This window comes from bacterium (assembly GCA_018812485.1).
Classification (GTDB): domain Bacteria; phylum JAHJDO01; class JAHJDO01; order JAHJDO01; family JAHJDO01; genus JAHJDO01.
This window is the reverse complement of sequence record JAHJDO010000015.1, coordinates 1-10,060: the sequence shown is the minus strand read 5'-3', so window position 1 is coordinate 10,060 and position 10,060 is coordinate 1. Positions and strand designations below refer to the sequence as shown.

Below are 10,060 nucleotides of genomic sequence, written 5' to 3'. Positions count from 1 at the left end.
TTCTCGTGAAATTGAGCAAGGATACAGAGAAATACTCAGACAATCCAGCATTGCAGTTGATGAGAGTCTTATTTTAGAGACTGATTTTACCACACAAGCTGCATATGAGAGGATCTCTTCGATTATTGATAAAGGAATTAAATTTGATGCGGTATTTACGAATGATGAGATGGCATGTGGTGTAATTCATGCGCTGCATGAACGCAAGATAAATATTCCATCTGATATTGCTGTAGCTGGATGTGATGGATTGCCAGTTGGTATGCATATTATGCCTAGACTGACCACAGTCATTCTTGATTACCAGAGGCTTGGCAGAACAGCAGTTGAACATCTTCTAGATAATAGGGAAAAAACATCGTCACCATGTCGGATTAAGCTGGTGCCGGTACTGAAAGTGAGAGAAAGTACTGTTAATAGTCAAAAGGAGAGGTAAAATGGCGTATCTTGAGAGGGCTGAATCTGAAAAGAGAATTACTAAAGTAAGAGAGCTATTGAAGGAAAAAGAACTGGATATGGCACTGGTTTATTATGATGAATTCAATATTGGCAATGGCTGGTATTTGACTGGATGGTGTCCACAGTTTGAAAGTGGAGCAGTGCTTATTCCAAGAACCGGAGAGCCTATGTTACTTGGTGGTCCTGAGAGTGAGCCTTTTGCAAAGCTTGATAGCTCTATAACCGAAACGCGAAATTTCCCTGTTTTTATGGTTCCTGATGAAGAATATCCCAATGCCACAATAATTGATTTCCCTACTCTTTTTAAAGAATTGAATTCCAAACTTGGAACTGTAAAACGCGTAGGATTGGTAGGGGCTGGGAGAATGCCTGCTGACTGTCATAGACAGATAGTTGATGGATTTAAAGGTGTTGAGCTTGTTGATATAACGCAGGATTTTGTTGAACTGAGATACATAAAATCATCCTGGGAACTTGAACAAATCAGGCAGGCATTTAAGCTTGCTGATTTTTGTTATGATGCTATGAAAGAGAAAATAGTGCCTGGTGTTTCTGAAATTGAGGTTGCTGCTGAAGGAGAATATGTGGCTCGAAGTCGAGGTGCCAGTGGTTTTGGATTTAGTGCAATCGTTGGAAGCGGAGAACGCTCCAACGCAGTCGTCCCAACAGCAAGTTCCAAAGCATTAGAAATTGGAGAGCTGGTGATGCTCGGTATTTCTCCTAAGGTTCGAGGTTATGCAGGTGTTGTTGGCGATGTATTACCTGTTTCAGGTGTATATTCAAAAAAACAGAAAGAATGCCTCAATTACCTCAAAGAAGCTTTTAATTTAACTAAAGAACAACTTATTTCGGGAAAGGCTGGAAAGGAAATTGACGCTCCTGCACGTGCTTATTTTGAAAAACATGACCTTTTAAAATATCTCGTTTGTCCATTTGCTCATACTATAGGACTACACGAAGCAGAATCACCATTTTTCGGTCCAAATAGTGATGATGTCTTGAAACCTGGCATGACTGTCTGTATTGACGTGAGCTTTTTCGGACATCCGGAATTTAATGGTGCAAGAATAGAGACAGGGTATGAAATCACAGAAAAAGGGGCGGTTCCTTTGAGTCAAAAAATAGACAAATACTTTACTCAGTAAAAGGATTATAAAAAATGAGGATGAGAAGATGATAAATAATATTGGAGATGGACATTTCACATGGTTGGTACCGGATGGAGATCTGCCGCCAAAAGGAGATGGAGATTTGGAAGGACATGAGGCGCTTATAATCTTGAATACTGGCAGTGAAAAAGCCAATATCAAGATGGACGTTTACTTTGAGAATAAAGAGCCTGTGAAAGACCTTGCAATTGAAGTAGGTGCAGAAAGGGTTTCCTGTCTAAGGCTGGATAAGCCCCTTCCTGGTTCAGGCTATAAGATTCCTTATGGACAATATGCCTTAAGGATAAGAAGCGACCAAAAGATAGTAGTTCAATTCGGCAGGCTGGATGTGCGTCAACCAAATCTTGCTTATTATTGCACTATGGCACAGCCAGTAGAAGGAGGTCGAAGATGATAGTAGTATTGGGTTTTGATGTTGAAACAGATATTGGCAGCTGGACACCATTCTATCAAGGTATAGAAAAAGGTCTGCCAAATCTCTTAGGGGTTCTTAAAGATAATGAAATAAAGGGAACCTTCTTTATTACTGGAGACGTAGCTAAAAAGTATCCTGAGGCAGTTAAAAAGATAGGCATAGAAGGGCATGAAATTGGATGTCATTCATTATTTCACGAAACTATCGGGGATGAGATGTTCCCTATTCCTGGTATTGTGCCGCTTCTCCCAGAAGAGATAGGAGGTCGGATTAAAAAGGCTACAGATATTGTAGAAGAAATAGCTGCGGTAAAAATAAAATCTTTTCGTGCTCCACGTCTATGGGGAAGTAGCAAAATGCTAAATGTATTGGAAGACCTTGGGTATCTGGTAGATACTTCATATCCCATGTTCTATCATGAAAAACAGCTTATGCCCTATCATCCCAATAGGGATAACTGGCTGGAAAAAGGTGATATGAAGATTTTAGAAATACCAATTTTTGCTGATATGGCTATGGAAAGTAAAGATCAATATCACAGAGATCGGGATCAGTGGCCCCTTTATCGAACTGAAGGCGCAGATGTGCTTATCAAACACATTGAAAATCATCAAAATTATCTTAAGAAGAAAAATATATATCCAGTTTTCTGTTTCTATTTCCATCCATGGGAATTTACACCTATGCTCCAGGGAGAAATACACTATGGCGAAGGGAGTGTAAGGCCAGATGATTTTATTGTAAAAAATTGTGGTGATAAAGCGATAAAAGAATTTGACAAATTAATCAATTATTTTAAAAATAAAGGAGCAAAGTTTATGACTGCAACTGAATTGGCTCATTCGTGGGATGAAATAAATATTAAATTTTTAAATATAAAGAAACCGTTCAAAAATGAGGTAAGTGATGATAAGAGAAATACCTGATTCTGAATTCAAAGAAAGACAAAAAAAGGTGCAGGAGAAAGTCAGAGAAAATGGACTGGACATTGCAATAGTACACAGCCATGAAGCTGACTTTGCGAATGTAAGATATCTATCAGACTATTGGCCTATATTCGAAACTGCCGGAGTGCTGATACCCTCTCAAGGAGATTTAATGCTGCTCATAGGTCCTGAAAGTGAAACATTCGCTGAAGGAAGAAGTAAGATAGAAAATATTAAGAAGATACTTCAATACAGAGAGTCAGCAGAACCCAATTATCCGGATATAGACATAGATTCCTTTGAGTCTGTTTTTGAAGAATCATCTAATGGCAGGAAAATCAAGCGTATTGGCATAATAGGTTATCCAATAATGCCGATACCTGTATATGAAGCTATCAAAAAAGCTGCGCCTGATGCTGAGATTGTAAAAGCTGATGATATAATGACGGATATGAGGATTATAAAAAGCGAGAATGAAATAAATCTTCTTAAAGAGGGATTCAGAATATCCGAACTAGCACTTACGGAAATAATTAATAACATTAAGCTTGGTATGACGGAGTTAGAGATTGTCGGCATTGCACAGGCATCAATGTATGCGAATGGCGCAGAATATGAGGCGCATCCAACATATGTTCTATCGGGAAAAAGAACGAACAATGCTATTGGAAGACCCACTCATAGAAAAATAGAAAAAGGCGATATGATACAGTTATGTATAGGAGCACGAGTCGGGGGATATTCGCCATCGGTGGGAAGACCCGTATGTGTAGGCAGGATGTCCGAGGGAATGAGGAAGCTCGTAGAAGTTGGACTTGAAGCGCATTACAAAACAATCGAATTTATAAAAGAAGGTGTCGTAGCAAAAGATGTTGTGAACAAATTCTTTGACTTTGTTAAATCAAAGGGATGCGGTGATAATCTTTTATACGGCCCATGTCATGGCCTTGGCATGATAGAAGTAGAGCGTCCCTGGATGGAATCTGATTCAACATATCTGCTTAAAGAAAATATGACCTTTCAGGTAGATACATTCCTCCAGTCAGAGAATTTCGGACTCAGATGGGAAAATGGAATCAGGGTTACAAAAGATGGCGCAGAGCTTATGTCTGATAAGCAAATGAGAATTATAGAAGTGGAATAGAGAACGGGAAAGAACAGAAGAGATAGTAAGTGAATATGAGAGACAAAGTAGAATTGCCTGTTGGCACTCAACCAGAGCCGCTTGGGTTTCCTCATTTTCCTACTTTGCACCAAGCAGTAATCTGGCGTAATTGGGAACTTGTTTCAGCAAATCGATTGGCGCAGGTTCTTAAGACAAGTGAACAAAATGTAATGAAATCAGCGCAGGATATGGGATTACGCATTCCTCCTGTTGTGGGAAGGCACTGGCTTCAGCGTGGATATATTACTATTATTCGAAATAACTGGCACCTATTGTCCTATGAACAATTACTAATACTACTTGGATGGAAGGCAGAGAAGTTGGTATACACTCTTAAGGAGGATGATTTTCTCTGGCATAAGCTCGGTTCTCTGAAGCCACATTCAAAGCCTGTTTATTACAGGTCACTCACATCAGAAGAGATTCAACGTACAGCCGAAATAAAAAAGATTGTAGAAAAACATTTTCCAAATATTAAAATAGAGGATAAGGAGAGTCCGTTTGATTTTCTCGCGACTTTCCAGAAACCTATGAAGCAGATACACAAAAGGTCTGTTGTAAGACAAGACATGCATCTTATTTATTCATATTTTGGTGTATATGGTGACCCTTTGCTTGACCGAACTTTAGAGCCTTATCCTGATGGGCTTTTGCAGCGATACTCTGATCTAGGAGTCAATGGTGTGTGGTTGCAAGGCATTCTTTATACTCTGTTCCCGTGGAAAGCTGCTCCGGAACTTTCGGTTGGATACGAAAAACGGCTTGAAAATTTACGTAAACTAACAGAACGTACAGCAAATTTTGGCATAGGTGTCTATCTTTATCTAAATGAGCCGCGACCAATGCCGCTAAAATTCTTTAAGAAACATCCCGAATTGAAAGGAGTTGAATTTAAAAAAGATGGAATAGCAAATCTCTGCACATCTCAAAAGCCAGTTCTTGATTTCTTGCGTAAAGGGACAGCCAAACTTTTTCAGGATGTTCCAAAGTTAGCAGGAGTTTTTACTATAACCAGGTCGGAGAACCCAACTAATTGCTGGTCTCATAATCGCGGAGGAGAATGCCCACGGTGTTCTAAACGATATCCTCAAGAAGTCATTACTGATGTAAATTGGGCGATAGAAGAAGGCGTGCACAGCACTAAACCCGAGGCAAGAGTAATTGTTTGGACATGGGGGTGGAATCAACAGTGGGCTCATGCAGCAATAGACCTTCTCCCTGATAATGTTGAGCTTATGTGTACGAGTGAGGAGGCTTTGCCAACAGATGTGGGTGGTATTAAGTCTAATGTTCGTGATTATTCAATATCCCAGGTAGGACCTGGTGAAAGAGCGATTGAAATGTGGAAACACGCTATCAAACGAGGTCTCAAGGCAGTAGCAAAAGTGCAAATTAATAATACATGGGAATGTTCTGAAGTTCCCTATATCCCAACACCAGATCTTGTTGAAAAACATCTTAAAAATCTGCATAATGCTGGAGTAACTGGTCTGATGCTGAGCTGGACAGTAGGTGGATATCCCTCTGGAAATTTGGAATTACTTACCAAGACATCTAAAGAGATGGCACTGGATAAATTCGGAGAAAAAGCTGCACTTTTAGTGCGTAAGGCATGGCATGCATTTAGTGATGCATTTAAAGAATTTCCCTTTGATATAAAGGTGCTCTACTTTGCCCCGCAGAATTTTGGTCCCATGAGTCTTTTCTATGCGAAGCCAACCGGGTATCAATCTACTATGATTGGATATCCTTATGATAATCTTGAAAAGTGGCGGGCTGACTATCCTGCTGATATTTTCGAAAATCAGTTTAAAAAGATAAGTAATAAATGGGAAAAAGGGCTTGAAATTTTAGATCTCGCGAAGACAAAAGTCGATAAGGACAAACTGAATAACTTTACAGAGCTTGAACATGTAGCAATCAGTGCTTACTGCCACTTTAGAAGCACATATCTTCAGATAAGATTCGTTCGCTTGCGTGATTGCAAAAACGATAAAGAAAATCTAAAGCTTATCGAGATAATAGATGAAGAAATAAAAATCGCCAAGACGCTTTACAATATTGTTCGTTTAGACTCACGAATTGGATTTGAAGCAAGTAATCATTACTACTACACGGTAAATGACCTACGAGAAAAGGTACTGAACTGCGAATATTTAAAAGAAGTTTAAAAAATAAGTTCTAATTTAGTTGAGAAATGATACTATATAATAAAATTAATCATGGCGAATAAAGATGAAGTAAGGAGGAAAAGACAATGTGGATTAAAAGAATAAAGAAGACTTTACGAAACCTGCATTCTTTCACCCTCATCGAGCTTTTGGTCGTGATAGCGATCATCGCTCTGCTTGCGTCACTGCTTTTGCCAGCTCTTTCTAAAGCAAGAGAAATGGCAAGAAAGATAAAGTGCGCGAGCAATCTAAAGCAGTGGGGATTAGCGGTAACGATGTATGCTATAGATAATGACGATTTTTTTACCCTACTCTAATTCACTTCCCGCTCAATGTCTCTTCTATTCGGGTGGAGGGCTTTTGGATGAATATCTAAATAGAAACATTAACATGGCTTTCTGCCCTTCAGAACCCTCGTCCGTTAGATTAAATAGTGTAGACCCAAGTTATATCTGTAACTACCACGTATTCAGAGTTCGTACTCAACCACCCAATAGAAAATTAGGAAAGGTAAGAGATTCATGTAGTACATTCATGATTTGTGATGAAATTGATGGTCAATTGAATGGTGGATTTAGCAAAACTGATTACACTACTAGAATTGGGGATAGACATAACGATGGTTTCAACTCTCTTTTTGTGGATGGCCATGTGGAATGGTGGAGGAAGTGCGATATTAAATTAACGAATATATATGGCAGCCAGTCTGAGTTGGACGATTTATTATAGATTTATACCTTAAAATAATGCATAGAGAGGCATGGGTTGGGTTAGAGAGGAATGGAATGAGGAATTGGTTCTATAAAGGGTACAATAAGGGTAACAGTTTAGTTACAAAAAGTAATGGGAAAATTCAGGATGAGAAAATCGGCAAACAAATTTGAAGGAAACAAACCCTCACACCAATGTATTGGTGTAGAGGGTAAAAATAATAATCAAGGCGATATTGATCCGTTTAGAAATCTATTTCTAACGGGTCTCGTTTGTTGCAGAAAAATGATACTACATACCAAGGTCAATTATGGCGAGAAAGGAGGTGCAGAGAACTTGAATTGCCAAGATCTTTTTACGAATAAAAATAAAATGCAAAAAAAGCTAAAAAGTTTAACTTTTTTTAGCTAAACGATAATGTCAACCTAATAGGGAGGGTAGATAAAATGTTTATTCGATTTTCGAGGGTAGTGAACTTTTGTTTTTCAGTAATGCTTCTTTTGGCACTTTTTTGTATTCCATCATATGGAAAAGAGAGCATAACAAACTTGATTGTCAATGGCAGTTTTGAAATCGATGATGATAGGAATGATATTCCAGACAATTGGGAATTGAGAATTCCATTCACCGGTAAATTCGAAAAGAAGGAAAAGACTGATGGTCTTTATAGCTACAAAATGACAGCTTCGGGCAATAAAGAAACACCATGGCTAATACAATATAATATTCCCTTCAATCCCGATACAAGATATGAAGCTTCGGTCAACATAAGAGGTGAGATAGGAACAGAGGTAAGGCTCTATGTGGACTACACAGCAAATAATAAATGGGCTGCGAGTATAGGAGGAGGGCCTTTCACTAAGGGGAAAAATAAATGGATAGTGCTTAAGCGGGAATTTCAAACTCCTTCACGAACAGATATGGAAAGTATGTGTTTCGTTTTGCAGATAAAAGGGGAAGGTGCTGTATATTTTGATGAGGCAAAATTAATCAAAATTAACAAGCCAGAACTTGTCCAAATAGAAAGTCAGTCCTCTGGTAATCTTACAGTTAATTCAGCTGGCAAAAGAAATATTCCTAAAAATGAAAAATGTGTTTGGATTAATGATAAAAACTTTTTAATGGTAAAAGGGAAACCGTTTTTTCCCATGATGTTATCGTATACGAAGCCTAACGAAAATTTTTATAAGGAAGTTAGTGATGCTGGATTTAATACAATTCGTGCATATTATCTTCAAAGAAGTCCTTTGGCTGCAAAACTTATCTTGGAAAAAGCCATGAAATATAATTTAATGGTTTCTTCTTGTTCAAGTAGCATCGATGACCCTGGTATACCTGGAAAAACTGAAGAGATAATCCGGATGGCAGAGGTATGCAAAGATAATCCGGCATTTTTATTTTATATGCAGTATGATGAACCTGCCCATAGGAGTTATCCTCCTGAAGGATTAATCAAAGGTTATAATTTGATTGCCACGGAAGACCCCTATCATCCTGTTTTGATTAATTTTGCACCGAATGTGTCGGCGGTATCGCCGGATCGTCTGAAACCTTATCTTCCGGCAGGTGATATAATAAGTTTTGATATATATCCTATTCCTAAAGAGGCGGGACATTCCTATATTAAAAATAAAACAATTGGTTGTGTTGGAGATTATATTGATCTGTTTAAACTTTTAATCAGCAATCAAAAACCTGTTATGGTGTGGTTGCAGGCATTTTCTTGGGAAGGAGCTAGACAAGTTATTGACAAAGTTCCGCGGAGAGAAGATCGAACTCCAAATTATGTGCAATTGAGATTTATGGCTTATCAATCTATAATCCGGGGAGCCAGGGGATTGGTTTTTCAAAATCAGGATCAAGATTTTTCTTTTACTTCAAAAATATGGGAAACGGTAAAAAGCGTAAGCCGTGAATTGAATAAAATGCTACCAGTTATAACTTTGATGGATGAAAGCCCGAAAATTAAATTAGTTCCTTCTCATCTGGAAGGCATAGCCAAAACCGATGGAAGCAATCTGTATATTATTGTGGCTAATAATTCAGAATCAGGCTGTAATGCAAAAATATATAGTGGGGCATTGCCGAATAATGAGAAAATTAAAGTTTTTTTTGAAAATAATAGGGTACAGACCATCAAAAATAATGAAATAGAAGATTATTTTGCCCCATGGGAAGTAAAGGTATATTCTACTAATTTAAAATATGACGATAGTCTGGAAGGCTTGCCCATGACTGAGAATCAAAATAAAATAAACAAATGTATAGCTATAAGTGGAATAAAAGTTTCATGTTCTTCTGAGTACCCATATCCCCCATATTTCCCAGTGCAAAGGATTATTGACGGGAAATACGATGAATTTTGGAATGATGGAACAATACATCAATTTCCAGATATAGTCGAAATTGAATTTCCATCCGAAGAAGAGATTACAGAAGTTAGAATTTATACGAAAGCAACTGATCTTTTTGGACAATTGACAAATGAGGAAGGTATTAAAGATTACAGTATATATATCAGAAGTAAAGATTCTGAATGGAAAAGGGTAATAACAAACAAAAATAATCATGAATGGCGGATAGTTCATAGTCTAGATCCAATTTATATTAAGGGTTTAAAGCTTGAAGTCAACTCGTCAAATGGAGGAAATGAATATTCAAGAATTACTGAAATAGAAATTTATTAAAATTTATGTATAGGAATTTTAAAGTTTAGTGATCGTCAATAATAATATCGTTTCCTGGAGCAAAAAGGTAGACATTTTCGTCTTCGGCATGTTCAAAAATACGCTCATGTAAAGTATTAGGGTCAAGATTCTTAATTTTAGGTTTAATTTCATGACAGGGATTTTTAACGCAGGGGACATAAAGGGGACGACATGGGAATAAAGGGGACAGCGACCTTTTCCTTGATAGCATAGGAAATTATATCAATCTATCTAATTTCAAATTATGCTATGATTGGTAGTAGCTATGTTGAATGACAGTCCTATCTACTACAAAAACAGGCTCATCCAGATATTTCGAGATCATTGGGAAGGGTT

10 protein-coding genes are annotated in these 10,060 nt (G+C 37.8%); all 10 read left to right on the top strand.

From position 1 onward, the window contains the following. Positions 1-436, top strand: a 436-nt coding sequence (locus tag KKC91_01165) for a substrate-binding domain-containing protein (protein ID MBU0477167.1), incomplete at its 5' end; no start/stop codon positions are given. Position 437: 1 nt separating this feature from the next. Further along, positions 438-1,604 (top strand): Xaa-Pro peptidase family protein, encoded by a 1,167-nt coding sequence (locus KKC91_01160; protein ID MBU0477166.1) that lies wholly within the window; start codon positions 438-440, stop codon positions 1,602-1,604. A 28-nt stretch (positions 1,605-1,632) separates the two neighbouring features. Next, positions 1,633-2,022, top strand: coding sequence for a hypothetical protein (locus tag KKC91_01155; protein ID MBU0477165.1), 390 nt, complete (start codon positions 1,633-1,635; stop codon positions 2,020-2,022). Then, on the top strand, positions 2,019-2,969 hold the full coding sequence (locus KKC91_01150; GenBank protein MBU0477164.1) for a polysaccharide deacetylase family protein: 951 nt from the start codon (positions 2,019-2,021) through the stop codon (positions 2,967-2,969). The genes KKC91_01155 and KKC91_01150 overlap by 4 nt, the downstream gene beginning before the upstream one ends. After that, on the top strand, positions 2,950-4,113 hold the full coding sequence (locus KKC91_01145; protein ID MBU0477163.1) for a Xaa-Pro peptidase family protein: 1,164 nt from the start codon (positions 2,950-2,952) through the stop codon (positions 4,111-4,113). Before KKC91_01150 ends, KKC91_01145 begins: the two co-directional genes overlap by 20 nt. A 35-nt stretch (positions 4,114-4,148) precedes the next feature. Then, positions 4,149-6,305, top strand: a complete 2,157-nt coding sequence (locus tag KKC91_01140) for a hypothetical protein (protein ID MBU0477162.1) — start codon at positions 4,149-4,151, stop codon at positions 6,303-6,305. Between the two features lie 86 nt (positions 6,306-6,391). Then, positions 6,392-6,622: a DUF1559 domain-containing protein gene (locus KKC91_01135; protein ID MBU0477161.1), complete on the top strand. Its 231-nt coding sequence runs from the start codon at positions 6,392-6,394 to the stop codon at positions 6,620-6,622. A 43-nt stretch (positions 6,623-6,665) separates the two neighbouring features. Next, complete coding sequence (locus tag KKC91_01130; protein MBU0477160.1) at positions 6,666-7,034, top strand: hypothetical protein; 369 nt, start codon at positions 6,666-6,668, stop codon at positions 7,032-7,034. A 129-nt stretch (positions 7,035-7,163) separates the two neighbouring features. Further along, positions 7,164-7,427 (top strand): hypothetical protein, encoded by a 264-nt coding sequence (locus KKC91_01125; protein ID MBU0477159.1) that lies wholly within the window; start codon positions 7,164-7,166, stop codon positions 7,425-7,427. A gap of 35 nt (positions 7,428-7,462) precedes the next feature. Then, a complete protein-coding gene (locus KKC91_01120) occupies positions 7,463-9,703 on the top strand; it encodes a carbohydrate binding domain-containing protein (GenBank protein ID MBU0477158.1) in 2,241 nt (746 codons plus the stop codon). Positions 9,704-10,060 lie beyond the last annotated feature (357 nt).

Bases quoted from the DNA above. Each gene is read 5' to 3' on its own strand.
- KKC91_01160 (MBU0477166.1), top strand. From the start codon at position 438: ATGGCGTATCTTGAGAGGGCTGAATCTGAAAAGAGAATTACTAAAGTA.
- KKC91_01155 (MBU0477165.1), top strand. From the start codon at position 1,633: ATGATAAATAATATTGGAGATGGACATTTCACATGGTTGGTACCGGAT.
- KKC91_01150 (MBU0477164.1), top strand. From the start codon at position 2,019: ATGATAGTAGTATTGGGTTTTGATGTTGAAACAGATATTGGCAGCTGG.
- KKC91_01145 (MBU0477163.1), top strand. From the start codon at position 2,950: ATGATAAGAGAAATACCTGATTCTGAATTCAAAGAAAGACAAAAAAAG.
- KKC91_01140 (MBU0477162.1), top strand. From the start codon at position 4,149: ATGAGAGACAAAGTAGAATTGCCTGTTGGCACTCAACCAGAGCCGCTT.
- KKC91_01135 (MBU0477161.1), top strand. From the start codon at position 6,392: ATGTGGATTAAAAGAATAAAGAAGACTTTACGAAACCTGCATTCTTTC.
- KKC91_01125 (MBU0477159.1), top strand. From the start codon at position 7,164: ATGAGAAAATCGGCAAACAAATTTGAAGGAAACAAACCCTCACACCAA.
- KKC91_01120 (MBU0477158.1), top strand. From the start codon at position 7,463: ATGTTTATTCGATTTTCGAGGGTAGTGAACTTTTGTTTTTCAGTAATG.